The following is a 25,278-nucleotide window of genomic DNA, read 5'->3' on the forward strand; positions in this document are numbered from 1 at the left end:
AACCATGCTTCTGGCCATCGACTGTGGCAACACAAACACCGTCTTCTCGATCTGGGACGGCAGCGAATTCGTCGCCACATGGCGGACGGCAACGGAACACCAGCGCACCGCCGATCAGTATTACGTCTGGCTGTCGACGCTGATGGAGTTCCAGAAGATCGATGCCGATATCACCGATGTGATTGTGTCCTCGACGGTGCCGCGCGTGGTGTTCAACCTCCGCGTCCTGTCGGACCGCTATTTCGGCACCCGGCCCATGGTGGTGGGCAAACCCGACTGCGCGCTGCCGGTGGATGTGCGCGTCGATGAAGGCACGCAGGTTGGCCCGGACCGTCTGGTGAACACGGTGGCGGGGTATGACCTGTTCGGCGGCGATCTGATCGTGGTCGATTTCGGCACCGCCACCACCTTTGACGTGGTCGATGCGGACGGGGCCTATGTCGGCGGGGTCATCGCGCCGGGGGTGAACCTCAGCCTTGAGGCGCTGCACTTGGCCGCCGCTGCCCTGCCGAACGTGGATATTACCAAGCCGCAGCGCGTGGTGGGCACCAATACGGTGGCCTGCATGCAATCCGGCATCTTCTGGGGGTACGTCGGACTGGTCCGCGAGATCTGCGTCCGCATCAAGGCGGAACGCGAACGCCCCATGAAGATTATCGCTACAGGCGGGCTGGCGCCACTCTTCCAGCAGGCAGACCCGTTGTTCGACGCCTACGAAGAATTCCTGACCATGCACGGGCTGGTCCGTATTCATAATCACAACAAGAGTTTAGAGGCCCGCGCATGAGCGAAAACAGACTGATCTACCTTCCCCTCGGCGGCGCCGGGGAAATTGGCATGAACTGCTATGTCTATGGTTACGGCAAGCCGGGCGCCGAGCGCCTGATTGTCGTGGACATGGGGGTGACCTTTCCGGACATGGACACGACGCCCGGCGTGGACATCATCTTTGCCGACATCACCTGGCTGAAAGAGAACAAGAACCGGATCGAGGCGCTGTTCATCACCCACGCGCATGAGGACCATGTCGGCGCGGTGGGGCATACGTTCGAGGCGCTTGGCGTGCCGATTTATGCGCGCGCCTTTACCGCCAACATCGCGCGCGGCAAGCTGGCCGAATATGGCGTCGAGGGCAAGGCGGTGCGGACCGTGTCAAAGTGGCCGGAGACGGTCAGCGTCGGGCCGTTTACGGTCGGGTTCCTGCCGATCTCGCACTCGATCCCTGAATCGAGCGCGCTGGTGATCGACACGCCGGACGGGCGGGTGATCCACACCGGGGACTTCAAGCTGGACATGACCCCCCTTGTGGGCGAGCCTTGGGACCCGGAACTGTGGGCGGAGGTGTCGAAACCGGGGATCAAGGCGCTGGTCTGCGACTCGACCAACGTCTTTTCGCAACACGCGGGCCGGTCCGAGGCGACGGTGGGTCCGGCGGTGGAAAAGCTGGTGGCCGAGGCCAAGAACATGGTTGTCGCCACAACCTTTGCGTCGAACGTCGCGCGGGTCAAGACACTGGCCGAGGCGGGCGACCGCGCCGGGCGGTCGATCTGTCTGTTGGGGCGCGCCATGCGCCGGATGATCGAGGCCTCGGTGGAAACCGGCGTGCTGTCGGGCTTTCCCAAGGTGATCGGCCCCGAGGACGTCAGCCAGATGCCGCGCGAAAACGTCATGCTGCTGGTGACCGGCAGTCAGGGCGAGCGGCGCGCCGCCAGCGCGCAGCTGTCGCGCGGCAAATACAACGGGATCGAGTTGAAAGAGGGCGATCTGTTCCTGTTCTCCTCCAAGACCATTCCGGGCAATGAGCGCGAAGTCATCCGCATCATGAACCAGCTCAGCGAAAAGGGTGTCGACATCGTCGACGACTCGATGGGCGATTATCACGTTTCCGGCCATGCCAACCGGCCTGACCTTGAGACCGTGCAGAACATCGTGAACCCGCAGGTCGTGATCCCGATGCACGGGGAACACCGCCACCTGCGCGAACATGTGCGGCTGGCGGAAGGCAACCGGCGCGCCGGGGTGCTGGCGGTCAACGGCATGATGGTCGAGCTTAGCGGGAATGAACCGCGCGTGGTGGAATATGTCGAGACCGGGCGCACCTATCTGGACGGCTCCGTGCAGATCGGGGCACTGGACGGCATCGTGCGGGATCGCATCCGCATGGCGCTGAACGGGCATGTCGTTGTCACTGTGATCCTTGATGAGCAGGACGAACCACTGGGAGAGCCGTGGTGCGACCTGATGGGCCTGCCCGAAACCGGGCGCAGCCATGCGCCGCTGGTGGATGTGCTGGAAGAGGACCTGTCGCAGTTCATCGGCCGTGCCGGTGACAAGGTGCGGACCGACGATGACAAGCTGGAGGAAGGGCTGCGGCGTGTGGCGCGGCAGACCGCGCTCAAGGAGATCGGCAAGAAACCCGAGGTGACGGTGGTGGTCAGCCGGTTGAGCTGAACATCCGTCAGCGCACAAACGAAAAAGGCCGGTCCCTTGGGACCGGCCTTTGTCATTCGGTGAGCGCGATGGCTTAGCTGGCCCGCCGCTCGTCAAAGCTCAGCGCGATGAACTCGGGCAGGTGATCGCCAAGGCCAACGACGTTGCTGTCGCGGCCGCCGCGACGATCAGAACCACGGTTGGAGTCGCGCGGCGCGCGGCTTTCGTTGCTGCGGGGGGCCGGTTTTTCGCTGCGCGGGGCGGGCTTGTCCGACCGGCGGCTTGACGATTTGCGCGGCTGCTCTTCCGCGGTTTCGCGGACGGGCGTTGGCGCGGCGGCGACCTTGGCGGGCGCGGCCTCGGGTTCCGGGGTTTGCGGGCTGGCAAGACGCGGGATCGCCTTTTGCAGCAGCCGTTCGACGGCATCGAAGTATTTCTCATCGCGCGGCGTGCAGATCGTGATCGCCTTGCCCGACCGCCCGGCGCGACCCGTGCGCCCGATGCGGTGAACATAGTCCTCGGCGTGGCTGGGCACATCGAAGTTGAACACATGGCTCACCGACGGGATATCCAGCCCGCGCGCCGCCACGTCAGAGGCGATGAGAAAGCGCAACGATCCATCGCGGAAGCCGTCCAGCGTCCGGGTGCGTTGCGACTGGTCCAGATCACCATGGATCGGGGCCGCGTCGTAGCCGTATTTCTTCAGCGATTTCGCCACCACGTCGACGTCGACCTTGCGGTTGCAGAAGATGATGGCGTTGGTGCAGGCCGCGCCCTCACTGTCGATCAGATCGCGCAACATGCGGCGTTTTTCGCTGCCTTCGCGGTCCTTGCGCGAGGGTTTGAACACCACAGCCGCCTGTTCGATGGTTTCCGAAGCGCTGGCCTGACGGGCCACCTCGATCCGGGCCGGGGCCGACAGGAAGGTGTTTGTGATCCGCTCGATCTCTGGCGCCATGGTGGCCGAGAAAAACAGCGTCTGACGGGTGAACGGCGTCAGCGAGAAGATGCGTTCGATATCGGGAATGAACCCCATGTCGAGCATCCGGTCCGCCTCATCCACCACCATGATCTCGATGCCGGTCAACAGCAGCTTGCCACGCTCAAAATGGTCCAGCAGGCGACCGGGGGTGGCGATCAGCACGTCCACGCCCTTGTCGATCAGGGTGTCCTGTTCCTTGAACGAGACACCGCCGATCAGCAGCGCCTTGGTCAGTTTGACGTGTTTGGAATAGGTGTCGAAGTTTTCGGCCACCTGTGCGGCCAGTTCCCGTGTCGGGCAAAGCACCAGAGAGCGCGGCATTCGCGCACGTGCGCGGCCACGGGCCAGCTTGGTGATCATTGGCAGGGTAAAGCTGGCGGTCTTGCCGGTGCCTGTCTGGGCGATGCCAAGAACGTCCTTGCCTTCAAGAGCGGGCGGGATCGCACCGGCCTGAATAGGCGTGGGCGTCTCATAGCCGGCCTCTTCGACGGCTTTCAGGACTTTCGGGCTGAGGTTCAGATCAGAAAATTTGGTCATTGATGTCCGATTGTTTTGCGGACACTGTACCTGGCCCGCGCATCTGATGGGGAGCGGACCCGCGTGGTCCATAAGCAGTGCATTCATCCCCTTGGTGATGCTTGCCTTAGTAAAATCTTGGCAAAAGGTCAATCGGGACGTGGCTGTATGCCCCAGAAGACGGCCAAAGGGTGTTTCCGATTTGTAGATAGTAGCGCAATTCAGGCCGGATTGATGTCACGAAAATGACAACCGCGCAATTCGGCCAGTCTCAGGCGGTGCCGTCGCAGCAGACCATGCGCCTCCAGACGGTCGCACAAGGCGGTGTCTGCGACGCAAACCTCTTCATAAAAACGGCGCAGGGCGGGTTCCCCGCCGGCCTCTTCGATGCTCTGAAACAGATCATGCAAGGACACGGCGCCCTCTGCGCGGACCTGCGGTTTCAATTCCGCCCGGTAAGAGCCGCGGGCCAGACGGAATTGATACGAGGTCAGGAAATGATCCCAGCTGTCGGCATGAAAATGGCCCAGTTCGATATCGGGCAGGGCGGTCTGACCGGGGTTTTGCACATCGTTCAGGACCACGTTGTGAATGCGAATCTGTAATCCTTTGGTTCCCGCGCGAAAGAACAGCTTGCCGGCCACATGGCTGAGAAAGCCGCCTGACAGGTGCCGCCCCCAGTTCGGGAAACAGGCCTGCGCCGCCTGTTGGCGGGCCGCTTGATCCAGATGAAACCCCTTGAAGGCGGTCTCTCCCGCTGCGGTTCCGCTGCCCGGTGCCAGTGCCTCGACCGGGCGGATGCGGGCGCAGAGCGCCTCGGCGGGCAGGGCGGTCAGTTGGTCGGCAATGGGCCGGTCGCTGAGCAGGAATTCGTCCACGTCGATATGCGCCAGCCAGTCAACCTCGGGCTTGCGGTTGTTGGCGTGGCGGGCATTGGCGGCCTGCCGGGCCTGATGTTTGTCCGGACGGCCATTGCGTTTGGCCCAATAGGCGGCGTCGGTCTGGGTGACGCGGATTTTCGGATGGGCCTTGAGGGCGGCCAGAGTTTCTGGCGCGTCCTCGTCAAGGTAGAGGTAGAGCCGGTGCGCCCCTTGTTCCAGATGCCATGCGGCAAAGCGCTGGATCGCCTCCAGCGGTGCCTTGACCGTCGTGACCGTGCCCCAGCGCGTCACGGCAATTCCCCAAAGACACGGCGAACGCAGGCGTCAAAGTCAAAGTCATGAGTCAGCAACATGCCATGCGCGGCCAGTCGTGCGCGCAGGACCGGGGTATCCGCGCAGATCTCGCCAAAGAAGGCGCGCAGACCGGCCTCGCCCTCTTCCTGTTCCAGATAGGCCAGCAACGCGCCCTGTCCCATCTCGGGGCGGGCGTCATTGGCGCGGTAGGACCCCCTTTCGCGGCGAAACGTCAGATGGCTGTGGAAATGCGCCCAGTCGGGCGCGTGGAAATGCGCCAGATACAGACCGTCCGGTTTGGTCCGGTTGGTGGCGTCCTCGCCTTTGTATTTCAGGGTGTGGATGCCAAGTCGGGTGTCGGGAATGCCGGGGCGGGCAAAGACCTTGCCGCCCGTGTGACTGAGGAAGCCGCCGTAGAGATGCAGGCCGAAGGTGGGGTAGATGTCCTGTAGCTGCGATTTCTTCACACCGGCCTGCTTGTGGGTCAGTTTGAAGTGGCACGGCGTGCCGTCCTCCCGCGCCAGCGCCTCTGCCGGGGGGACACGCGCCAGCGCGATGTCGGGGGCGACACCGGACAGGATCTGGGACAGCGGGCGGTTCGGGATCAGGAATTCGTCGTGGTCGATATGGCCCAGCCAGTCGAGCACATCGGCACTGGCGCGCAGGGTGCGGGTGGCGTTGAAGGCTTGGCGCAACTGGTGCGCCTCTGGTCGGGCGCGGCCCGAGGCCTGCCAATAGGAGTCGTCGCACTGGGTGACGTGGATGCGGGGATGCCGCGACAGTAAGGTGGCCGCCTCTGGATCGGGGGCGTCGAGATAGAGGTGCAGCACATGCGCCCCAAGGTCGAGGTGGTGCGCCGCAAAGCGGGCGATCTGCGGCAAGGGGGCCTTGACGGTGCTGACAAGGCCCCAGCGCAGAGTCTCTGGCGTTTTGCGAAGGCGCGCGGGAACGGGGGCCGTGTTATTGGCCTCCGCCTCGGATTTGTCGCGGCGGGCCTTGCGGGCGGACATGATCGACAGGCGGCGGAACACGCCGCCGGGATCATGGATCAGCAGGTCCAGCAGGTGATGCGCCAGCGGTTGGATCACCGCGTCGCCCTCTGCCTCTTGCCAGAGGCGCGCAATCAGGTTGACGTCCAGCCCGCCGCCGACCAGCGCGTAGGCGTCCATCTGAAGGGGCAGTTTGGCGCGCAGGCGGTCAGTGACGGGAAAGGGTTTGTCGGGCGGTTTGCCGCTGTAGAGACGCTCACTTTCATACAGCTTCATCATCCCGAAGAGGGTTGTGAGGGCAAGGCCGGTGCTGCGTTGGACCGAGGTTGTACCGTGGTCGCCAAAGGTGGTGACGGCAGAGACCATCCAGCGGGCGTCAAGCTGGTCCAGCAGATGCGCGCCCTGTTCGGCCCAGAGGCGCTGGAACAAAAGCGGCGCGTGACCGGGAAAGCTGCGCTTGCGCAGGTGTGAAATGGTCAACCCATGCAGGACGGTCAGTTCGGAGTGGCCCTGCAATTCCTTGCGCAACTGATAGGTCTTGCGGTGCAGGTTGTCGGCAAAGGGCGGGGCAAAGGGGCCCTTGTCCGGATCGTCGACGGTCTGGTTTGCAAGGGCTGTAAGATCGGTGTCGGCGGGCGGCAACCCGTGGTCGCGTGGCAGCGGCGCGCGGCGTGCCTCATACTGGGCGATCACGGCCTGAATGCCGCCACTGTAGGTGGGTGTTCTGCTCATGTCGGCAGAGTGGCCGGGTGCGCGGCGATGGGCAAGCGGTGATCTGATGGAGCGCGCAAGCGCGCACAGGGTGTCTCGGCTGTGGTCCCTGCGGGACCTTGCCTCGGGTTGGTGGTTGCGGTGAGTTTTGCGGCTTTGTTCCGCCGTGGGAAGGGTGTAGAGGGGCGCCCATGGCACAGACATCTTTTGATTTGATCGCCCGCGACGGGCGCGCGCGGCGGGGTGTGATCCGCACCCCGCGGGGTGAGATTCGCACACCGGCCTTCATGCCCGTCGGCACGGCGGCCACGGTGAAGGGCATGATGCCCGAAAGCGTGGCGGCGACCGGCGCGGATATCCTGCTGGGCAACACCTATCACCTGATGCTGCGACCGGGGGCCGAGCGGGTGGCGCGCTTGGGCGGGCTGCACAGGTTCATGAACTGGTCGGGGCCGATCCTGACGGATTCGGGTGGGTTCCAGGTGATGAGCCTGGCGGAGCTGCGCAAGCTGACCGAAGACGGCGTGACCTTTCGCAGCCATATCGACGGGTCCAAGCACATGTTGTCGCCGGAACGGTCGATGGAGATCCAAAAGCTGCTGGGCTCGGACATCGTGATGGCCTTTGACGAATGCCCGGCCTTGCCTGCGGATCGCGACCGGATTGCGCAGTCCATGCGGCTGTCGATGCGGTGGGCGGCGCGGTCGCGCGAGGCCTTTGGCGACCGGCCCGGCCATATGCTGTTCGGCATTCAGCAAGGTGGGCTGGAAGAGGATCTGCGCGGCGAGAGTGCCGAGGCATTGAAGGGTATCGGATTCGATGGCTACGCGGTTGGCGGGCTGGCCGTGGGCGAGGGGCAGGAGGCCATGTTCACCTGTCTGGACTATGCGCCCGGCATGCTGCCCGAGGACCGCCCGCGCTACCTGATGGGGGTGGGCAAGCCCGATGATATCGTCGGCGCGGTCAAGCGTGGCATCGACATGATGGACTGTGTTCTGCCGTCCCGGTCGGGTCGCACCGGGCAGGCATGGACCCGGCGTGGGCAGGTCAACATCAAGAACGCGCGTCATGCGGATGATCCGCGCCCTCTGGATGAGGATTGCACGTGCCCGGCCTGCCGAGGCTATTCGCGCGCCTATCTGCACCATGTGTTCCGCGCGGGTGAGATGATCTCTGGCATGCTGCTGACCTGGCACAACCTGCATTATTATCAGGAATTGATGGCCGGGATGCGGGCGGCGATATCCGACGGGCGGTTTGCGGCCTTCGAGGCCGAGTTTCATGCCTTGCGGGCGGAAGGCGATATCGATCCTGTCTGAGGGGCTGGCGCGCCTTGCGGCGCGGTTTCCGCTTCAGGAGTCACCAAGGAACAAACCCGCCTGTTCCCCGGAGCCCTCCCGCGCTTTTTGCTGCCTGAGCCAAGCCCCGCACGGCGGCAAGGGCAAGCCGCGCAAGCGCGGGGCTGCGCCCCCTTGCCACCGCACGGGCCGTGGCTCTGATCGGCATCAAGCGAGGGAGGGCTCCGGGGAACAGGCTTTGGCCGGGGGTGTCACGGGAGCATTGCGGGGAGGTCGGCGCGCAAGAGGTCCATGCCGCCCGGTTGCCAGCCGAGAACGGGCAGGCGCGTGCAGATCAGCGGGTCGACAGGGCGGTCGCTGGGGGGCGGCGGCGCGTGGGGGCAGGCCGTGAGGCGCTGGACCTCTGTCAGCAGGTCGTGACGGTCGAGCAGGAGGTCGGAGAGGTGGAAGGGGCCGGTGCCATTGTCGTTCAGGAGCAGGCGGCAGGCTTGGGCTAGGTCTGCGCCGTGGACTTCGGTGCCGCGTCTGGGGGGGATCGGTTTGCCTGACAGGTAGTCGGCGAAGAGAGCCTGCCATTTGTGGCCGGGGCCGGGGCCGTAGACTCCGGTGGCGCGCAGGCTTTGGCCTATCAGGGGCAGAGCGGCGAGATGGGCCTCGGCCTGTGCCTTGACCCGTCCGTAGAGGGACGCGGGGTTGGGCGGTGTTTCCTCGGTCAAAGGGACTCCGGTGGCGCTGCCGTCAAAAACCGCGCGCGAAGAGAGAAAGATGACCCTTTGCACGCCCGCCTTGGCGGCGACGTCGAAGAGGCGGCGCGTACCGTCAAGATTGGCACTCAGGAATCCGTCGGGATCGTCGCCCTCACCGCCGCGATAGCGCCCCGGAACATGGGAAAACGCGGCGTGGATCAGGGTTGTGATGCCGCCCAGTTCTGGTGCCGCGCCGGAGAGGTCCCAGAGGCGGTGGGCGTAGCCCGCCAACGGGCGGCGGCCAAGCGTCATTATCTGACTGGGCAATCCGTCCAGCAGAAAGCGGCCCAGCAGGCCAGTTGCGCCGGTCAGGGCGATCATGCGGCGCGAGGCAGGGTGGCAAGGTTGGGTGTCTCACCCGCCGCGTAGGCGTGCCAAAGATCGATCAGGGGACGCAAGCGATCTACTTTGGCGTGGTCTTGCCAAGGCTTTTCGTATTGGAAGTGCAAGACGTTGATGTCGTCCCAGTTCCAGAGGCCCGGCAGGTTGAACCACAGGTATTGCAGCGTGTTGTAGGTGATCGGCAGCCCGTGCCAGTCCGGAAAGAAGGTTTGCAGGAATGTCTGATCGGTGCGCCGCCAGAACGCGCCGGGCGTATCGAGTTGCGCCATCATCGCGTCAAAGGTGGCCTGCGCGGGGCGCGCGGTAAAGACGCCCGAGTTCATCCGGTGGAAGTCTGACAGGCTTTCGTAGACATTGGGGGCGGCGCAGAACTCGGGATAGTCGAACAGCTTGTCGATGTTGCGCAGCACCAGCGTGTCGGCGTCGAGGAACACGACCCGCGCGTAGGGCAGTTGCCACAGCCGCAGCTTGCAGAAGTTGTCGAGCGGGGTGTGGAAGTCGGGCTTGGTGCCTTTGGTAAAGGGCGCGGCCCCATGCAGGGCCTGTTTGCTATGGGCGGCATTGAAGGCGTCGCTGGTGGGCAGCAGCGCCACCTCGACCAGTTTCGCGCCAAGGGTGCGCAGCGGGGCAAGCGCGCCCTCCGGCACGCCGCCGGTGTGCAGAACCACCCGGTCGGCCTGCGTTCCGGTGACATTCAGAGAATGCAGCAAGGCCTTGGCCCCCAACGCGAAATCCGCGTTGGTCACCAGTGTCACATAGGCCCGACTCACGATACCGACCGCAGCGCCTTGCCCTCTGGATCGTGGTCAACGCGGGTGCCGATGTCCTTGGTCCATGCGGACACGGCGGCGACGCGGCTGCGGTCGATCCGGTGGCTGTATTTCTTGGCCACATCGACAACCTCGGCCAGCAGGCCCTCTGCCAGCGTGATCGGGTTCAGGCCCAGTGCAAGGAACTGATCGTTCTTGACGATCAGGTCATTCTCGGCGGCTTCTTTGCGGGGGTTGGGCAGGTATTTCACCGGGGTGCCGGTCAGGTCCGACACTTTCTCCGCCAGATCGCGGACGCGGTGCGTTTCGGTCATCTGGTTGAAGATGCGCACCCGCTCGCCTGCTTCTGGCGCATCGGCCAGTGCCAGTTCGATGCAGCGCACCGAATCCTGAATGTGGATGAAGGCGCGTGTCTGACCGCCGGTGCCATGGACCGTCAGCGGATAGCCGATGGCCCCCTGAATGAGAAAGCGGTTCAGCACGGTGCCATAGTCGCCGTCATAGTCGAACCGGTTGATCAACTGCTCATGCCGGCGGGTCTGGTCGGTGTGGGTGCCCCAGACGATGCCCTGATGCAGGTCGGTGATCCGCAACCCGTCATTCTGGGCGTAGAACTGGAACAGGATCTGATCCAGCGATTTGGTCATGTGATAGACCGAACCGGGCCGCGTCGGGTACAGGATTTCCTGCGCTTTTGGGCCGTTGGGCGTGTCGATGGTGACGTCCAGATAGCCCTCGGGGATCGGCGCGCCGACTGAGGAATAGCCGTAAACGCCCATGGTGCCCAGATGCACCAGATGCGCGTCGCAGCCGGATTCCACCATCGCGGCCAGCAGGTTATGCGTGGCGCTGACGTTGTTGTTGACGGTGTAGACCTTGTGCCGGTCGGTCTTCATCGAATAGGGCGCGGCGCGCTGTTCGGCGAAATGGATGATCGCGTCGGGGCGGGTCTCGGCCAGCCATTGTTTCAGCCGCTCGAACTCCTTGGCAAGGTCGAGCAGGTGGAAATGGATGGTCTCGCCGCTGGTCTGTTTCCAGATCCGGCAGCGTTCCTGAATCGAATCCATCGGCGTCAGCGATTGCACGCCCAGTTCGGTGTCGATCCAGCGGCGCGACAGGTTGTCGAGGATGTGGACCTCATGGCCCTGTGCCGACAGATGCAGGCAGGTGGGCCAGCCGACGAAACCGTCGCCGCCAAGGATCGCGATGCGCATGGGGGTGCTCCTGTGCTTGGTGCCCGGATGACTTAACCCGGTTTGGCGTTTGGGCGTAAGCTGCACAGGTCGTGATGTAAAATGAAGCTTTCTTAACAATTGATGCGGGAAAAATGCGGCTTAGGGAGAAAAAATGTCGCAAAAACAATGGGTGAGGCGGATATTGATACAGATGTGATATCGGCGAAACTCTGCCGCCCGCCGCACCGAAGGCAGAGTTGGCGTTTATTGGGCGAACCGAATCGTGATGGATTTCGGTCCGGGCCGCGCCTGCTTGCGGGCAAAGGGGCCCGCTCCGCGGCAGGTGTCGCAGGGTGGTTTCGGCCCGTCGTGGGCTGGGCCGGACACTTCGGTGCAGATCTACCGGCTGTTTCGGGTCGTTGTGACTGGGGGTGGTGATATTTTCCGGCGAGGAGTTCGTGACCGACGGACTGCCGCGACCGTTTGGATTGTTGGCATTTGGTCTGCCTGTTTAAGGCGCCATTCGTCTGTATGTTGCACTGTAGGATGCATTGGCCACTTGCGCCTCTGAGGTCGCGGGGCCATGCTGCCGACCACCATGGGCCGGGGCCGTGTGCTTGAATCCGGGCACTTTGACCCCATATCCAGCCCTCAGGACCGGAGACGGCCCAAATGCTGCCGCGAAGCGGGGCAGGGACGTCTTGCCAAGAACAGGACACGAGCATGAAACAACCCCTCAATCCTTCCTACCCGGTGCTGCCGTTGCGGGACATCGTGGTGTTCCCGCATATGATCGTGCCGCTCTTCGTAGGGCGCGAGAAATCGGTGCGCGCTTTGGAAGAAGTGATGAACGACGACAAGCAGATCCTGCTGGCGTCGCAGATCGATCCCAGCATCGACGATCCCGGCACCGACGGCATTTTCAAGGCCGGCGTGCTGGCCAATGTGCTGCAACTGCTGAAACTGCCCGATGGCACCGTCAAGGTGCTGGTCGAGGGCCAGACGCGTGTGCGCATCGAAGAATACATCGAGAACGACAACTACTTTGAGGCCAAGGCCGAATACCTGACCGAGATGCCCGGCGACACCGCCGCGATCGAGGCGCTAGTGCATACGGTGGCCGAAGAGTTCGAACGTTACTCGAAGATCAAAAAGAACATCCCCGAAGAGGCGCTGTCCGCCGTTGGTGAGGCGACCGAGCCCGCGCAACTGGCTGACCTTGTCGCCGGTCATCTGGGCGTGGAAGTTCACCAAAAGCAGGAACTGCTTGAGACGCTGTCGATCAGCGAGCGGCTGGAAAAGGTCTATGGTCTGATGCAGGGCGAACTGTCTGTCTTGCAGGTCGAGAAAAAGATCAAGACCCGCGTCAAGACCCAGATGGAGAAGACCCAGCGCGAATATTATCTGAATGAGCAGATGAAGGCCATTCAGAAGGAGCTGGGCGACGGCGAAGAGGGCGAAGGCGAAATCGCCGAGCTTGAGGAAAAGATCACGGGCACCAAGCTGTCCAAGGAAGCCCGTGAAAAGGCCGATGCCGAGCTGAAGAAGCTCAAGAACATGTCGCCCATGTCGGCCGAGGCCACGGTGGTGCGCAACTACCTTGACTGGATGTTGAGCATTCCGTGGGGCGTGAAAAGCCGCGTGAAGAAGGACCTGAACAAAGCTCAGGAAATCCTCGATCACGACCACTACAGCCTTGAAAAGGTCAAGGAGCGGATCGTCGAGTATCTGGCCGTTCAGGCACGCTCGAAAAAGCTGAAGGGCCCGATCCTGTGCCTTGTCGGCCCTCCGGGCGTGGGTAAAACCAGCCTCGGCAAATCGGTCGCCAAGGCCACGGGACGCGAGTTCATCCGCATTTCGCTGGGCGGCGTGCGCGACGAATCCGAGATCCGCGGCCACCGCCGGACCTATATCGGATCGATGCCGGGCAAGATCATTCAGGCGCTGAAAAAGGCGAAGACCACGAACCCGCTTATCCTGCTCGACGAGATCGACAAGATGGGTCAGGACTTCCGTGGTGACCCTGCGTCGGCCATGCTGGAGGTGCTGGACCCCGAACAGAACGGCACATTCGTGGACCACTATCTTGAGGTGGAATACGACCTGTCGAACGTCATGTTCGTGACCACGGCCAACAGCTATAACATGCCGGGGCCGCTGCTGGACCGGATGGAGATCATTTCGCTCTCGGGGTACACCGAGGATGAAAAGATCGAGATCGCCAAGCGGCACCTGCTGGACAAGGTGATCAAGAACCACGGTCTGCGGAAGGGTGAGCTTACGATTCAGGACGACGCGCTGACCGATATGGTGCGCTACTACACCCGTGAGGCGGGCGTCCGGAACCTTGAGCGTGAGATTGCCAAGGTGGCGCGCAAAGCGGTGACCAAGATCGTCAAGAAGGAAACCGAAAAGGTCACGGTCTCGTCCGAGAACCTTGATGATTTCCTTGGCGTGAAGAAGTTCCGTTATGGACTGGCCGAGGATGAGCATCAGGTGGGTGTTGTCACTGGTCTGGCCTGGACCTCTGTCGGTGGCGACCTGCTTCAGATCGAGGCGCTCAAGCTGCCGGGCAAGGGCCGGATGAAGACAACCGGCAAGCTGGGCGATGTCATGAAAGAGTCCATCGACGCTGCGGCCTCTTACGTGCGCTCGATTTCGCCGCAGATCGGGGTCAAGCCGCCGAAGTTCGACAAGCTGGACATCCACGTCCACGTGCCGGACGGGGCGACGCCCAAGGACGGGCCCTCGGCGGGTCTGGCCATGGTGACGTCGATCGTGTCGGTGCTGACCGGTATTCCGGTGCGCAAGGACATCGCCATGACGGGCGAAGTGTCGCTGCGCGGCAACGCGATGCCGATTGGCGGTTTGAAGGAAAAACTGCTGGCGGCGCTGCGTGGCGGGATCAAGACCGTTCTCATCCCTGAAGAGAACGAAAAGGATCTGGTCGAATTGCCGGACAATGTGAAGCAGGGGCTGGAGATCATCCCGGTCAAGCACGTCTCCGAAGTGCTGGACATCGCGCTGATCTCAAAACCGGAGTCGGTGGATTGGGACGAGGCGGCCGAAGAGGCCGCTGCGGCCGCCAAGGCGACGGCAGAGGATTCCGTGGCGGGTGCGCGGGCGCACTGAGTTTGCCCGCAACCTGAGACATGGTGTGAAACACAAACGCGCGGTGGGCGACCACCGCGCGTTTTTTTACGCTTGGGACGCTGTGTCAGTATCCCGGATAGTAGTGATAGTAGTGGCTGCCGCCGCCACCGGAACTGGCGGCTGTTGCGATGATGACCAGCAACATAAGCGGAATGAGGATGCCGGCACCGGACGACGTGGACGTCAGTTCGGCGCTTTGCGACGACACGATCATGTCGGTGCGCAGTTGGTCCGGCTTCATTTTCGCCTTGGATTTGGTGTCAGCAAAAGCGGCGCCAGCCATTGTCAGGCAAAGCGCGGTAGTCAGCACGATTTTCTTCATCAGATCCCCCGATTTTTATGGTGCGGCTGGCAGGCCGGCATACCACTTCGAACTGGGTGACGTATCGGTCGCCAATGCACGTAAGGTGACGTTAGGGCAAGTTTCGCCGCCGCGCAACGCTGCGGCGCACCCGACCGGATCGAGGGAGGCGGGCCGGCAACGGCGTTAATGAGAAAAGGGTCCCGCAGCGAGGCCACAGAACCCTTGTTCCCTTGGTATCGTCCTTGGTTACCGGGGCGGCACCCTTGGCCAGCGCGGGCCACGGATCGCACACCCAAATTACCGCCGGGCATGGGCCCGGCCGTGTCATACCCTACTGGCTGGCTGCAACGCCAAAGACCACGATGGTCATCAATGCAATCAGCATTGCGCCGCTGCTGCTGGTTTGCTGCGTCTCGGCAACGATGACCGGCGGCGCGACATATGGCTCCTCATAGCTTCCAGCGAATGCGGTTGTGGCGGTCGTGGCAGCGACCAGAAGACTTGCGGCAGCAATCGTCTTTTTCATATTTTTCTCCAAGCCCAGGTGAAACGTGTAGAAAATCCTGCATTGGGGATTCGTTGCGAGTCAAGTAACTGCGTGCCGCAGCGAAAGATTCGGCTATTGACTGTGCCGATGCTGCCTCTGGCAATGTTTGGCGCAAAGAGGGGGAAACCGTGGCGATTTTTGCGCAGCCCCCCTCTTGCACAGCGCGTCCCGTGACGGTAATAGGTCCGCCACCGGGTGATTAGCTCAGTGGTAGAGCGCTTCGTTCACATCGAAGATGTCAGGGGTTCAAATCCCTTATCACCCACCATTTCCCCTTGGACGTAAATTGACTGATCTGGCCCGGATCCGGCGGCGCGATTGCTGCGTCAGCGGCGCGATTGCGGGTCGCCTGACCAGAGCGCGTCCGGGCCATATTTCCCGGCGGCGGTCTGTTGTATGTGTCACCCGAGGGCAGGTCCGCAGAGTGATACAATGAGGCTTGCACCCGGCAGAGGCTTTATGTAAATCCCGCATCGGTCAGGGTGATTAGCTCAGTTGGTAGAGCGCTTCGTTTACACCGAAGATGTCGGGAGTTCGAGCCTCTCATCACCCACCATCCCCACCTGTTTCAGGTCCGCTATCCCTCGCGCCGTTGCGGGGAATTGCCGTGATATGCTGCGCCAAACGGCGTTGTGGACGGAGAGGGGCGGGGATGGTGAGGCTGCGCGTGGTTCAGGACAGGAAAGGCCGGACTGGACCCGGTGCCGGCTGGATCGGCGGACACAATCGGCCAATTCTGACGACATGAGGTGTGCGGCGCTTGGTCCGTGAATGGGTGCCTTGCCATAGGGGGGGGCCTGCCGGACATGGCAATGCCGCCGTGTTGGGTGATCAGACGGCGTGTCGATACACCAAAGGCCATGGGCGCCGGTGATGTCGGCGGTGCAATTCACGTCCGGCGTTTTTACAAGGCGCACCGCCCTGCGGGCTCCGCGCGCCCAGCGCGCGCGGAGCGGTTGCCTATGGTCGATCCTGGTGGTTCAGATCTCAATCCAGACCCGGCCACCGTCGACTTTGGCCGGGTAGGTGTTGAGGTTCACACAGGCCGGGGCGCGCAGAGCCTCGCCGGTGCGGTAATCGAAGGTCGCATTATGCTTGGGGCATTCGATTTCATATTCTTGCACCAGACCGTTCTCCAGATGCACATGCTCATGGGTGCACAGGCCATCGGTGCAGAAATACTCGTCGTTGTGGCTGCGGTATAGCGCAAAGGTCCGGCCATCGTGATCGAAGCGGATCAGATCCTCTTCGTCGATGTCATCGGTGGCGCAGGCGTCGATCCAGGGCATCTGTCGGTTCCTTATTCTGCGGGCACGCCAAGGGCGGCGGCGTGAAAGTCATCCCGGTAGGGTTTGGCGTTTGGCGGCAGGTCGCGTTTGAGGAAGAAATCCTCGTAGGCAAGCTGTCGGCGCAGCGCCGGAACGATTTCGGCATAGGCCTGCCAAATCGAGGTGTTTGGTTCGGGCAGGTCGTGCTTTATCGTTTCATGCAGCTCTGGCAGCCGGTGATAGGGCACCATCGGAAACATGTGGTGTTCGACGTGGTAGTTCATGTTCCAGTAGATGAAACGGCTGATCGGATTGATGTAGACCGTCCGCGAGTTCAACCGGTGGTCTGTCACGTTGTCAGCCAGACCGGCGTGCTGCATGACACCGGTCATGACATGGTGCCAGGCCCCAAAGAGACGCGGCAGGCCAATCACCATCAGTGGCAGGATTGATCCCATCCAGAGCGCCAGCAGGATGGTGGCGGCATAAATCGCGGTCCAGATTCGCGCCACGTGAACCACCTTGGGCTGCTCTTGCTCGGGGATGTAATTCGCTTCTTCCGGGTCAAGTTTGCCGCTGGCGTTCAGCAACATCCGCGCCCAGCCATCCCAGGCATCCAGAATGCCGAAGAAATTCAGGATAATGCGGAACAGGGCGGGCGGGCGCATGGCAACAATCTCTGGGTCGCGGCCAACGATGACCGTGTCGGTATGATGCCGCGCATGGCTCCAGCGCCAACTGACCGGATTGCGCACCATGCAGAAGCTTGCGACATGATACAGCCAGTCGTTCATCCAGCGCGTCTTGAACGCCGTGCCATGTCCGCATTCATGCCAGCGCGAATCCATCGACGACCCGTAAAGCACGCCATAGGCCAGCCAGAAGGGCGCGGACCACCATGACGGCCAGAGCGCGATGCCAATGCCCGCAAAGAGAACCATGCAACCGAACAGAATGATCGTGTCGCGGATCGCAGGCTGATCGGCGCGTTGCATCAGCGCCTTCATCTGCTTGCGCGGTATGTCGGTGTGATACCATTCGGCTGCGGCAAGGCCGCTTTCGACCGCGCGGCGGGCGTCCTCGCCCAGCAATGAATAATCGCGTTTCGCCATAACAGCTCCTCCATCCGTCGTTGGCTGACCTTAATACTGATCGGGAATCCCTGCCAATGGCGGCCAGGCTATTCTGTCTCGGTCTGACTCATTTGTGTTGCATTTCTCTGATATATTTGTATCAGATTGGCCATGGCCCAAAGACCCACATTGCAGGATGTTGCCCGTGAGGCGGGTGTCAGCATCGCGACGGTAAATCGTGTCGTTGCCGCAGCGCCCGGAGTGCGGGAAGAGACCGCGCGCAAGGTGGCCGATGCCGCCGCGCGCATCGGCTATCACGGTCACAACCTGATTGCGCAGAATGTCCTGCGCAGTTTGCCTGAACTCAGGCTCGGCTTTGTCCTGCACAAGGAAAAACAAGCCTTCTACGTCGCCTTCGCCGAAACCCTGCGCCGCGCCTGTGCCGCCACCGAGGATGCGCGGATCATCCCGGAAATCGTGTTTTCGCAATCGCAGGCTCCGACGGATGTGGCTGAGCACCTGTTGTGGATGCGTGGCCGCGCCGATGTTGTCGCGGCCACGGCGGTCAACCACAGCAGGGTCGGCGAAGCGGTCGCGCAACTGGCGACGGACGGGGTGCCGTGTCTAACGCTTTTGTCTGACTTCGCGCAGAACCACAGAACAGGATACTTTGGCCTCAATAATTTGAAGGTGGGGCGCGGCGCGGCGCATATGCTGAGCGTCGCCGCGCCGCGTCCGGGCAAGATCGCGCTCTTTGTCGGTGGCAATCGCTGGCATGGGCATGAGTTGCGGGAAACCGGTTTCCGGTCGCAGTTCCGCGAGGCGCAACCGGAGTTCGCGGTACTGGATACGTTGGTCAATCTTGAAACCCGGCAACTGACATACGAGGCGATGTTGGACCTGATGTCCCGGCACCCCGATCTTGTCGGGGTTTACCTTGCCGGGGGCGGGATGGAAGGTGCAATTGCGGCCCTGCGGGAGGAGTCGGAGCCGGGGCAGATTGCCTTGGTGGTCAATGAGGTCACACCGGAGTCGCGGCGCGCGTTGGATGATGGCTATGTTACGCTGATCGTGGCAACGCCGCTGGATCGCCTGTGTCAGGAGTTGGTGGCCGAAATGGTCCGGTTGAAGGTCGAAGGCGGTGGCGCGCAGGTGCAAAGGTTTCTTGAACCGGACCTGCATCTGCCGGAATTCGGGTGATATTAAACTATCATTATGACTGTTCGGATTGTATCCTAAATGATCTGAGAAGCGCTGATTCTTTCGAATCGATTTGACCTGAATCATTTCATCGACGCAGTGTCCGGTGCGGGATCGACGGCCCTTATGCCGCCGACCGCAACCGGGAGGATACACTGTGAAATTCGCGCTGAACCACATGACTGCGCCGCGTCTGGACTGGCGGGCGTTCCTTGATCTTGCGCAGAGCCTCGGCTGTGTTGGCGTCGAGTTTCGGAACGATCTGAACAGACCGCTGTTCGACGGCGAACAGGCCGACATCGTGGCCGCTGCCGCGCGCGACAGGGGGCTGCGCATCGTCGGGTTGAGTCAGGTCTATCCTTTCAATAGCTGGAGCGACGAGATCGCCGCAGAGGTCCGGGCGCTGATCGCAACCGCGCAGGCCTGCGGCGCGGAAACCATCAGCCTGATCCCCCGCAATGACGGGACCGGCCGCGGCAATGGCGAGCGTCAGGGCAATCTGCGGCTCGCATTGCGGGAAATCCTGCCGATGCTGAAGAGCACGGGAATGGTTGCGCTGGTCGAGCCGTTGGGTTTTGAACGCTCCTCGCTGCGCCACAAAGCCGAGACAATCAACGCCATCGAGGCCGTCGGCGGGTCTGCGCACTACAAACTGGTGCACGACACCTTTCACCACGTTCTGGCCAAAGAGACCGAATTCTTTCCCGAGTGGACCGGCATCGTTCACGTGTCAGGCGTTGAGGATCAAAGCCTCAGCGCCGCGCAAATGGAAGATGAGCACCGCGTTATGGTGACCCCGCAAGACCGGTTGGGCAACTGCACCCAGATCGCTGCGCTGATGGCGGCGGGCTATGATGGCCCGATCTCGGTGGAGGCCTTTTCCCCCGTCGTCCACGCGTTCACCGACGCAGAGGCACCCTTGCGTGCGTCATTCGATTTCATCCGCTCGCAGGTGTCTGCACTGGCCGACTGAGCAGGTGGTTTGTGCCTCTTTCGAGGGGCTTCCGGTTTGGAAAACAGGTGCGCCGGACACCGAATTGGGAGGAGACCCTATGAACAAGAACCTGATCGCCGCTGGCTTCGTCTCGCTATTGTCGACGACCGCCATGGCGGAAACCATCGGCGTGTCGATGGCGCTGTTTGACGACAACTTTCTGACCGTCTTGCGCAACGGAATGATAGAACAGGCCGAGGCTCTGGACGGCGTCGATGTGCAGGTGGAGGATGCGCAGAACGACGTGGCCAAGCAATTGGATCAGATCAACAACTTCATCGCTTCGGGTGTTGACGCGATCATCGTGAACCCGGTCGACACCTCGGCCACACAGGCGATGACGGACGCCGCCGCCGCCGCCGGTCTGCCGCTGATCTATGTCAACCGCCAGCCGGTCAACGTGGACACGCTGCCCGATAACCAAGCTTTCGTCGCCTCGAACGAGATCGAATCCGGCACGCTTGCCGCATTCGAAGGGTGCAAGTTGCTGCGCGCGGCGGGCAAGGCCGGCGGCGCGCGCATCTATGTCATGATGGGCGAGTTGTCGAACCAGGCCGCCGTGCAACGCACCAAGGACTTTCATGACGTGATCGCCATGGACATGTGCAACTTCATCGAGATCATCGACGAGCAGACCGCCAACTGGTCGCGCGACGAGGCACAGGACCTGATGACCAACTGGCTGTCCGCGGCGGAAAACTTTGACGCGGTCTTTGCCAACAACGACGAAATGGCCATCGGCGCGATCCAGGCGATGAAGGCGGCGGGCATCGATATGGCGGATGTCATTGTGACCGGCGTGGACGCCACTCAGGATGCGATGCTGTCCATGGCGCAGGGCGATCTGGACGTGACCGTCTTTCAGGATGCCGCCGGTCAGGGCGCGGGCGCGCTGGACGCCGCGTTGAAACTGGCCGCGGGCGAGGACGTGGACCAGAAGGTCTATATCCCCTTCCAACTGGTGAACCCGGCCAACCTCGCAGGCTTTATGGCCAAGAACTGATCCGTCGGGATCGGGACACGCGGAACGGTGCCTTGGTGCCGTTCCGCACTTTTCACAGGGAGAGGACACCATGGCGGACACGTCCCACGGTACCGGCGGACTGACTTTCGACGCGAAGAAGCGCGGCTGGCCAAACGAGGCCAACGTCTTTATCGCGCTGATCGCCATCGTCGCCATTTTCGAGATCCTTGGGCAGGTGTTGCCGTACATGAAGGGGCAAAGCCTTCTGTTCGACTTCGACACCGTGCGTGACGGGACCATTCTGAACATGGTGCGGCTGAAGATCATCATCCTTCAGGTGTCGATCATCGGGATCATCGCCATCGGGTCGACGCAGGTGATCATTGCCGGGGGCATCGACCTGTCGCCCGGCTCGATCGTCGGGTTGACGGCCATGGTGGCGATGAGTTTTGCCCAGACGGCATTGGTCAATGGCTTTCCCAACCCCAAGGCGGTCTTCGGTCCGGCCTGGATGGACCTGTCGGTGGTCGTGCCCATCGTCGTGGCGCTTGCCATGGGCATACTGGCCGGGGCGGTGAACGGGGTCCTGATTGCCTACACCCGCATCCCCCCGTTCATTGCGACGCTGGGGATGATGGTCGCGGCGCGCGGCGCCGCCAAGTGGTGGTCCAAGGGGCAACCGATTTCCTTTCCCACCGAAACCTTCAGCAGCATCGGCAATGGCATGGCCGGGTGGTCACCGGTGGTGATCTTTATCGGGCTGGCGATCCTGTTCCATTTCATCCTGAAATACACCGTCTACGGCAAGCACACCTATGCCATCGGCTCAAACGAAGACGCGGCGCGCATGTCGGGCATCAAGGTCGACCGGCACAAGGTGCTGGTCTACACCATCGCCGGCATGCTGGCGGGCCTTTCGGCCCTGGTCCTGACCTCCAAGAACCTGACCGCACAGGCCGGCATGGGGGTGATGTACGAACTGGACGCCATCGCCATGACCGTGATCGGCGGCGTGTCGCTGGCAGGCGGGCGCGGGTCGATTGTCGGCACCGTTCTTGGGGCGTTGATCTTCGGCGTCATCATTTCGGGTTTCACCTACTTGCGACTGGACGCCTATTATCAGGAGATGGTGAAGGGCGCGATCATCGTGGCTGCCGTGGTGCTGGACCAATGGCGCCGTCAACGCGCGGCGGCGCGGTCATGAGGAAAGACACCATGAGCGACATCATTCTGCAAACCCGCGACCTGACCAAACACTATGGCGGCGTGCACGCGCTGGAAGGTGCCAACTTCACGCTGAGAAAGGGTGAACACGTGGCCATAATGGGCGACAACGGTGCGGGCAAATCCACCTTTGTGCGTCAGATCACCGGGGTCGAACAGCGGACCCGTGGCGACATCATCTTTGACGGTCAGCCGGTGCATTTCGAAAACCCGATGGACGCCCGAAATGCCGGGATCGAAACCGTCTTTCAGACCTTGGCGCTGGCCGATCAGCTGGACGTGCCGGACAACCTGTTTCTGGGACGAGAGTTGATCAAGTTCAAGCTGGGGCCCTTTTCGATCCTCGACTACAAGGCGATGCGCGAACGGACCATCGGGGCGCTGGAAAAGACCGGGGTCAAGATCCCGAACATCCGGGGCACGATCGAGCGTATGTCGGGCGGACAGCGGCAATGCGTGGCGATCGCGCGCACCGCGACCTTTCACTCCAAGCTGACGATCATGGACGAACCCACCGCCGCATTGGGTGTTCAGGAAACCGCGCAGGTCGAAAACATCATTCGGACATTGAAGGAAGCCGGTGAACCGCTGATCCTGATCAGCCACAACATGCGTCAGGTCTTTGATCTGGTGGATCGTGTGGTGGTGTTCCGGCGCGGGCGCATCTGTGCGAACCTCGATATCCGGAACGAAGATATCTCGGGTGAGGATGTGGTGGCCTATATCACCGGCGCAAAGACGCAGCCGGAGTATGCCGACGCGGCGTGAGAGTGCGGGCACTTGGGAGCGGTGTCTTTGTGCAAAGACGGCGTAGGGCAGGTGCACCCGCCAAACGAATTGCGGGGGCATACTCCGGCTGCGTTCCTGATGAACGGGCTGCGGAGTGATGTCGCGCGGGGGGCGGGTCCGTGATGTCTGCCCGCCGGACCAGGGTCCTCGCGACGCAGACAGGCGGCGTCAGGCGGGGGATACCGTCCCGCAATCCGTCGTCCTGATCCATGGCCGCCGCCCAGCGGGACCATGCCCCACCGGCGCGCCCCCGGCATCGCTTGATCGGATTGCAAAGCCGGCAACACAGGCGTCGAATTGGAGCAACATCTGAAATGCCTCCGCTCGGCTCCTCATCATGCTGGCGGGCTTTGCTGGGACATTGAGGATATATCTGCGATTGCGCAGGCAACGCTCTCTGGCCTACTGATGCGCGATCTTGGGCCAACACTCTGGATCGACGCACGCAATGGGCCGTTTTATCCGTTGCCCGGCGATCGCATGCGATCGGCATTCGGTGCGGCCGGGGTGGTCACTTTGCGCGGCGCAAGGACCTCGGGTTTCCTCGGCGCGGTGCCTTTCAACCGGGATGCACCATGGACCGGGTTGGTCTGGCATCGGACCGCGGACGCGGGGCACAGAGTGGCCTCCGCGATCTGCATGGTTTTCTCCCGATATCCAGGTGCAGCACTGAGCCCAACGATTCAGGCGGCAGATCGGGACGCGCCCGGCCGACAGGCGGCCGGGCGCGCTGTGCATCACGCGGTGTGGTGCACCTCTTGCAGACCGTAGACGGGCGTATCCAGCCCCTCCATCCGGGCCTTCAGTTGCAGGGCAAGATACAGCGAGTAGTGCCGGGACTGGTGCAGGTTCCCGCCGTGGAACCACAGGTTTTCCTGCTGGGTCGGTTTCCACATGTTGCGCTGTTCGCCTTCCCACGGACCGGGGTCCTTGGTCGTGTCCGACCCAAGCCCCCAGACCTTGCCCACCTTGTCTGCGACGTCCTGATTGATCAGATCTGCGGCCCAGCCGTTCATCGACCCATAGCCGGTGGCCATGACCACCAGATCCGCCTCCAGCCGGGTGCCGTCCGACAGGACCACGGCGTTGCTGTCAAAGTGATCGACCTGACCTTTGACCAGCTTCACCGCGCCGTCGATGATCAACTGGCTGGCGCCGACGTCGATGTAATAGCCCGAACCTCGCCGCAGGTATTTCATGAACAGACCGGACCCGTCATCGCCCCAGTCCAGATCGAACCCGGCCTTTTCCAGCCCGGCATAAAAATCCGCATCGCGTTCGCGCATCTGGTCATACAGCGGGATCTGGAATTCATGCATGATCCTGTAAGGCAGCGAGGCAAAGATCATGTCGGCCTTTTCGGTTGTCACGCCGTTGGCCACCGCGTCCTCGGAATACAGCCCGCCGAGGCCGATATCCATCAGCGTTTCCGACCGCACGATATGGGTCGAGGACCGCTGGACCATGGTGACCTCGGCATCGGCCTCCCACAGGGCGGCGCAGATATCGTGGGCCGAGTTGTTCGACCCGACCACGACAACCTTTTTGCCGGTCCAGTCATCCGGCCCCTTGTGCTGTGAGGAATGCTGGATCTCGCCTTTGAAGTCCTCCATGCCGGGAAAGCTGGGCAGGTTGGCCTTGCCCGACATGCCGGTGGCCAGCACCAGTTGGGTGGGGCGCAGCGTGACCTCTTTGCCGTCGCGATTGACCGTGACCGTCCAGGTGCCGCTGGCCTCGTCATATGCGGCCTTCTGCACCTCGGAGCGGGTCCAGTAGTTGATCTCCATGACCTTGGTGTACATTTCCAGCCAGTCGCCGACCTTGTCCTTGGGCGTGAAGACCGGCCAGTTGTCCGGGAATTTGATATAGGGCAGATGGTCGTACCAGATCGGATCGTGCAGGCACAGCGACTTGTAGCGGCTGCGCCATTGGTCGCCGGGGCGGTCGTGCTTGTCCAGCACGATGGTCGGCACGCCCAACTGCCGCAACCGCGCGCCCAGTGCGATGCCGCCCTGACCTCCGCCGATGATCACCGTATAAGGCTGGGTGTCATAGCCAAGGCTGGCCTTTTCGGCCTCGCGGCTCTCTTTCCAGCTGCTGCGGTTCTTCTGCGCGCCGTGTTCGGCACCCATGGGACGGCGTCTGCCGCGCGGCTCTTCAAACCCTTTCAGTTCCTGAAGCGCTGTCAGCAGGGTCCAGATCCGTCCGTCCTTGAGTCTCATCAGCCCCCATCCCCGCCCGACGGCGGTTTCAAAGGTGATCCATGCGGTGATCACGCCGCCCTCCTCGGCGGGGATCTCTTCGTCCTGAATCCGAAAGCTGCCGGGCCGCGTATGGTCAAGCTGCCTGTTCAGCATCTCCGCCACCCCGTCCGGGCCTTCGACGGTCTTCAGGTTCCAGGTCACGGCCACCAGATCGCGCCAATAGCTGTCGGTGGCAAAAAGCGCCTTTGCCCCGTCCACATCGCCCGCGTCCAATGCCGCGTTGAGCCTGTCCAGAACCTCTTGCGTGCGGGATGTCACGGTTGAATCAAGCATCGCCTCTCCTCCTCTGAGCGGTTGCATTGGCCAGAGTATCGCGGGCGAAACTCTGTGCGATCCACAGCGAACTGGCATTTGCGGCGAGTTT

20 protein-coding genes and 2 tRNA genes are annotated in these 25,278 nt (G+C 62.3%); 11 read left to right on the forward strand and 11 right to left on the reverse strand.

Annotation, left to right across the window (positions count from 1 at the left end; genetic code table 11):
* Positions 1-4: 4 nt before the first annotated feature.
* Both ACN0S5_RS00930 and ACN0S5_RS00935 read left to right on the forward strand, forming a co-directional pair.
* On the forward strand, positions 5-787 hold the full coding sequence (locus ACN0S5_RS00930; RefSeq protein ID WP_417205112.1) for a type III pantothenate kinase: 783 nt from the start codon (positions 5-7) through the stop codon (positions 785-787).
* A complete protein-coding gene (locus tag ACN0S5_RS00935) occupies positions 784-2,451 on the forward strand; it encodes a ribonuclease J (RefSeq protein WP_417205114.1) in 1,668 nt (555 codons plus the stop codon). Before ACN0S5_RS00930 ends, ACN0S5_RS00935 begins: the two co-directional genes overlap by 4 nt.
* A gap of 73 nt (positions 2,452-2,524) precedes the next feature.
* Here ACN0S5_RS00935 and ACN0S5_RS00940 read toward each other — a convergent pair whose 3' ends face one another.
* The 3 genes from ACN0S5_RS00940 to ACN0S5_RS00950 form a co-directional block, all read right to left on the reverse strand.
* Positions 2,525-3,949 (reverse strand): DEAD/DEAH box helicase, encoded by a 1,425-nt coding sequence (locus ACN0S5_RS00940; protein WP_417205116.1) that lies wholly within the window; start codon positions 3,947-3,949, stop codon positions 2,525-2,527.
* Positions 3,950-4,149: 200 nt separating this feature from the next.
* Positions 4,150-5,100 (reverse strand): glycosyltransferase family 2 protein, encoded by a 951-nt coding sequence (locus ACN0S5_RS00945; RefSeq protein ID WP_417205118.1) that lies wholly within the window; start codon positions 5,098-5,100, stop codon positions 4,150-4,152.
* Positions 5,097-6,824: a glycosyltransferase family 2 protein gene (locus ACN0S5_RS00950; protein ID WP_417205120.1), complete on the reverse strand. Its 1,728-nt coding sequence runs from the start codon at positions 6,822-6,824 to the stop codon at positions 5,097-5,099. The genes ACN0S5_RS00945 and ACN0S5_RS00950 overlap by 4 nt, the downstream gene beginning before the upstream one ends.
* 170 nt (positions 6,825-6,994) lie before the next feature.
* Between ACN0S5_RS00950 and tgt the strand changes: the two genes are divergently transcribed.
* Positions 6,995-8,122 (forward strand): tRNA guanosine(34) transglycosylase Tgt, encoded by a 1,128-nt coding sequence (gene tgt, locus ACN0S5_RS00955; RefSeq protein ID WP_417205121.1) that lies wholly within the window; start codon positions 6,995-6,997, stop codon positions 8,120-8,122.
* 230 nt (positions 8,123-8,352) lie between these two features.
* On the opposite strand, the gene ACN0S5_RS00960 is transcribed toward tgt, so the two are convergent.
* Genes ACN0S5_RS00960 through ACN0S5_RS00970 form a run of 3 tightly spaced genes read right to left on the reverse strand, consistent with a single transcriptional unit; the run spans position 8,353 to position 11,173 of the window.
* Entirely contained in the window at positions 8,353-9,168 is an 816-nt protein-coding gene (locus ACN0S5_RS00960) for an NAD-dependent epimerase/dehydratase family protein (RefSeq protein WP_417205123.1), read from the reverse strand.
* Positions 9,165-9,959: a glycosyltransferase gene (locus ACN0S5_RS00965; protein WP_417205125.1), complete on the reverse strand. Its 795-nt coding sequence runs from the start codon at positions 9,957-9,959 to the stop codon at positions 9,165-9,167. The genes ACN0S5_RS00960 and ACN0S5_RS00965 overlap by 4 nt, the downstream gene beginning before the upstream one ends.
* Positions 9,956-11,173 (reverse strand): NAD-dependent epimerase/dehydratase family protein, encoded by a 1,218-nt coding sequence (locus ACN0S5_RS00970; protein WP_417205126.1) that lies wholly within the window; start codon positions 11,171-11,173, stop codon positions 9,956-9,958. Before ACN0S5_RS00970 ends, ACN0S5_RS00965 begins: the two co-directional genes overlap by 4 nt.
* A 684-nt stretch (positions 11,174-11,857) precedes the next feature.
* On the opposite strand from ACN0S5_RS00970, the gene lon reads away from it, so the two are divergent.
* Complete coding sequence (lon, locus tag ACN0S5_RS00975; RefSeq protein WP_417205128.1) at positions 11,858-14,266, forward strand: endopeptidase La; 2,409 nt, start codon at positions 11,858-11,860, stop codon at positions 14,264-14,266.
* Positions 14,267-14,351: 85 nt separating this feature from the next.
* On the opposite strand, the gene ACN0S5_RS00980 is transcribed toward lon, so the two are convergent.
* Together ACN0S5_RS00980 and ACN0S5_RS00985 are read right to left on the reverse strand one after the other, a co-directional pair.
* Positions 14,352-14,609: a hypothetical protein gene (locus ACN0S5_RS00980; RefSeq protein ID WP_417205130.1), complete on the reverse strand. Its 258-nt coding sequence runs from the start codon at positions 14,607-14,609 to the stop codon at positions 14,352-14,354.
* Between the two features lie 313 nt (positions 14,610-14,922).
* Positions 14,923-15,117, reverse strand: coding sequence for a ferrochelatase (locus tag ACN0S5_RS00985; protein ID WP_417205131.1), 195 nt, complete (start codon positions 15,115-15,117; stop codon positions 14,923-14,925).
* A 214-nt stretch (positions 15,118-15,331) separates the two neighbouring features.
* On the opposite strand from ACN0S5_RS00985, the gene ACN0S5_RS00990 reads away from it, so the two are divergent.
* A tRNA-Val gene (locus ACN0S5_RS00990) sits at positions 15,332-15,406 on the forward strand.
* 212 nt (positions 15,407-15,618) lie between these two features.
* Positions 15,619-15,694, forward strand: a tRNA-Val gene (locus ACN0S5_RS00995).
* Between the two features lie 424 nt (positions 15,695-16,118).
* Here the strand turns inward: ACN0S5_RS00995 and ACN0S5_RS01000 are convergent.
* Entirely contained in the window at positions 16,119-16,427 is a 309-nt protein-coding gene (locus ACN0S5_RS01000) for a MocE family 2Fe-2S type ferredoxin (protein WP_417205133.1), read from the reverse strand.
* 11 nt (positions 16,428-16,438) lie between these two features.
* Positions 16,439-17,518 carry a fatty acid desaturase family protein gene (locus ACN0S5_RS01005; RefSeq protein ID WP_417205134.1) on the reverse strand — a complete coding sequence of 360 codons (1,080 nt, stop codon included), beginning with the start codon at positions 17,516-17,518 and terminating at the stop codon, positions 16,439-16,441.
* Between the two features lie 132 nt (positions 17,519-17,650).
* Here ACN0S5_RS01005 and ACN0S5_RS01010 point away from each other — a divergent pair, with 132 nt between their 5' ends.
* From ACN0S5_RS01010 to ACN0S5_RS01030, 5 genes are all read left to right on the forward strand, one after another.
* Entirely contained in the window at positions 17,651-18,679 is a 1,029-nt protein-coding gene (locus ACN0S5_RS01010; RefSeq protein WP_417205136.1) for a LacI family DNA-binding transcriptional regulator, read from the forward strand.
* Positions 18,680-18,836: 157 nt separating this feature from the next.
* Positions 18,837-19,652: a TIM barrel protein gene (locus ACN0S5_RS01015; protein WP_417205137.1), complete on the forward strand. Its 816-nt coding sequence runs from the start codon at positions 18,837-18,839 to the stop codon at positions 19,650-19,652.
* A 79-nt stretch (positions 19,653-19,731) separates the two neighbouring features.
* Positions 19,732-20,676 carry a substrate-binding domain-containing protein gene (locus ACN0S5_RS01020; protein ID WP_417205139.1) on the forward strand — a complete coding sequence of 315 codons (945 nt, stop codon included), beginning with the start codon at positions 19,732-19,734 and terminating at the stop codon, positions 20,674-20,676.
* A gap of 70 nt (positions 20,677-20,746) precedes the next feature.
* Positions 20,747-21,841: an ABC transporter permease gene (locus ACN0S5_RS01025; protein ID WP_417205141.1), complete on the forward strand. Its 1,095-nt coding sequence runs from the start codon at positions 20,747-20,749 to the stop codon at positions 21,839-21,841.
* 11 nt (positions 21,842-21,852) lie between these two features.
* Positions 21,853-22,629 carry an ATP-binding cassette domain-containing protein gene (locus ACN0S5_RS01030; RefSeq protein ID WP_417205143.1) on the forward strand — a complete coding sequence of 259 codons (777 nt, stop codon included), beginning with the start codon at positions 21,853-21,855 and terminating at the stop codon, positions 22,627-22,629.
* Positions 22,630-23,387: 758 nt separating this feature from the next.
* Here the strand turns inward: ACN0S5_RS01030 and ACN0S5_RS01035 are convergent.
* Positions 23,388-25,187, reverse strand: coding sequence for an NAD(P)/FAD-dependent oxidoreductase (locus ACN0S5_RS01035; protein ID WP_417205145.1), 1,800 nt, complete (start codon positions 25,185-25,187; stop codon positions 23,388-23,390).
* Positions 25,188-25,278 lie beyond the last annotated feature (91 nt).

Source organism: Antarctobacter sp., from assembly GCF_048262615.1.
Classification (GTDB): domain Bacteria; phylum Pseudomonadota; class Alphaproteobacteria; order Rhodobacterales; family Rhodobacteraceae; genus Antarctobacter.

Bases quoted from the DNA above. Each gene is read 5' to 3' on its own strand.
- ACN0S5_RS01020 (WP_417205139.1), top strand. From the start codon at position 19,732: ATGAACAAGAACCTGATCGCCGCTGGCTTCGTCTCGCTATTGTCGACG.
- lon (WP_417205128.1), top strand. From the start codon at position 11,858: ATGAAACAACCCCTCAATCCTTCCTACCCGGTGCTGCCGTTGCGGGAC.
- ACN0S5_RS01030 (WP_417205143.1), top strand. From the start codon at position 21,853: ATGAGCGACATCATTCTGCAAACCCGCGACCTGACCAAACACTATGGC.
- ACN0S5_RS01025 (WP_417205141.1), top strand. From the start codon at position 20,747: ATGGCGGACACGTCCCACGGTACCGGCGGACTGACTTTCGACGCGAAG.
- ACN0S5_RS00960 (WP_417205123.1), bottom strand. From the start codon at position 9,168: ATGATCGCCCTGACCGGCGCAACTGGCCTGCTGGGCCGCTTTCTGCTG.
- ACN0S5_RS00935 (WP_417205114.1), top strand. From the start codon at position 784: ATGAGCGAAAACAGACTGATCTACCTTCCCCTCGGCGGCGCCGGGGAA.
- tgt (WP_417205121.1), top strand. From the start codon at position 6,995: ATGGCACAGACATCTTTTGATTTGATCGCCCGCGACGGGCGCGCGCGG.
- ACN0S5_RS00980 (WP_417205130.1), bottom strand. From the start codon at position 14,609: ATGAAGAAAATCGTGCTGACTACCGCGCTTTGCCTGACAATGGCTGGC.
- ACN0S5_RS00940 (WP_417205116.1), bottom strand. From the start codon at position 3,949: ATGACCAAATTTTCTGATCTGAACCTCAGCCCGAAAGTCCTGAAAGCC.
- ACN0S5_RS01000 (WP_417205133.1), bottom strand. From the start codon at position 16,427: ATGCCCTGGATCGACGCCTGCGCCACCGATGACATCGACGAAGAGGAT.
- ACN0S5_RS00950 (WP_417205120.1), bottom strand. From the start codon at position 6,824: ATGAGCAGAACACCCACCTACAGTGGCGGCATTCAGGCCGTGATCGCC.
- ACN0S5_RS00970 (WP_417205126.1), bottom strand. From the start codon at position 11,173: ATGCGCATCGCGATCCTTGGCGGCGACGGTTTCGTCGGCTGGCCCACC.
- ACN0S5_RS00985 (WP_417205131.1), bottom strand. From the start codon at position 15,117: ATGAAAAAGACGATTGCTGCCGCAAGTCTTCTGGTCGCTGCCACGACC.
- ACN0S5_RS01005 (WP_417205134.1), bottom strand. From the start codon at position 17,518: ATGGCGAAACGCGATTATTCATTGCTGGGCGAGGACGCCCGCCGCGCG.
- ACN0S5_RS00930 (WP_417205112.1), top strand. From the start codon at position 5: ATGCTTCTGGCCATCGACTGTGGCAACACAAACACCGTCTTCTCGATC.
- ACN0S5_RS01035 (WP_417205145.1), bottom strand. From the start codon at position 25,187: ATGCTTGATTCAACCGTGACATCCCGCACGCAAGAGGTTCTGGACAGG.
- ACN0S5_RS01010 (WP_417205136.1), top strand. From the start codon at position 17,651: ATGGCCCAAAGACCCACATTGCAGGATGTTGCCCGTGAGGCGGGTGTC.